Annotated in this window: 1 protein-coding gene; it reads left to right on the top strand. The window is 62.8% G+C overall.

The features are described from left to right. On the top strand, positions 1-352 hold a 352-nt coding region (locus KH400_RS30265), incomplete at both ends, for an MnmC family protein (RefSeq protein WP_217228557.1).

Raw genomic sequence — 352 nt, 5'->3', positions numbered from 1 at the left:
GGACGGCACGCCGTTCTCCGCGCAATACGACGACGTCTATCACAGCTCCGAAGGCGGTCTGGCGCAGGCGCATCACGTTTTCCTGGGCGGCAATGGCTTGCCTAGCGCGTGGCAGGGCAAGCGAACCTTCACCATTGTCGAAACAGGCTTCGGCCAAGGTCTGAATTTCCTTGCCACGTGGGCCGCGTGGCGCCACGATCCGCAGCGTTGTGCGCGACTCGATTTCGTTTCGATCGAGAAGCACCCATTCGATCGCGTAGGCTTGTCGATCGTGCATCCAAAGGACGGCGCGCTGGCGCCTCTTGCCGAGATGCTCCGTCAATCGTGGCCCGTGCCCGTGCCGGGTGTGCAT

It is taken from the genome of Desertibacillus haloalkaliphilus (assembly GCF_019039105.1).
Taxonomy (GTDB): Bacteria; Bacillota; Bacilli; order Bacillales; family KJ1-10-99; genus Desertibacillus; species Desertibacillus haloalkaliphilus.
Note: the sequence above shows the minus strand (reverse complement) of the source record. Positions and strands in the feature narration are given on the sequence as shown.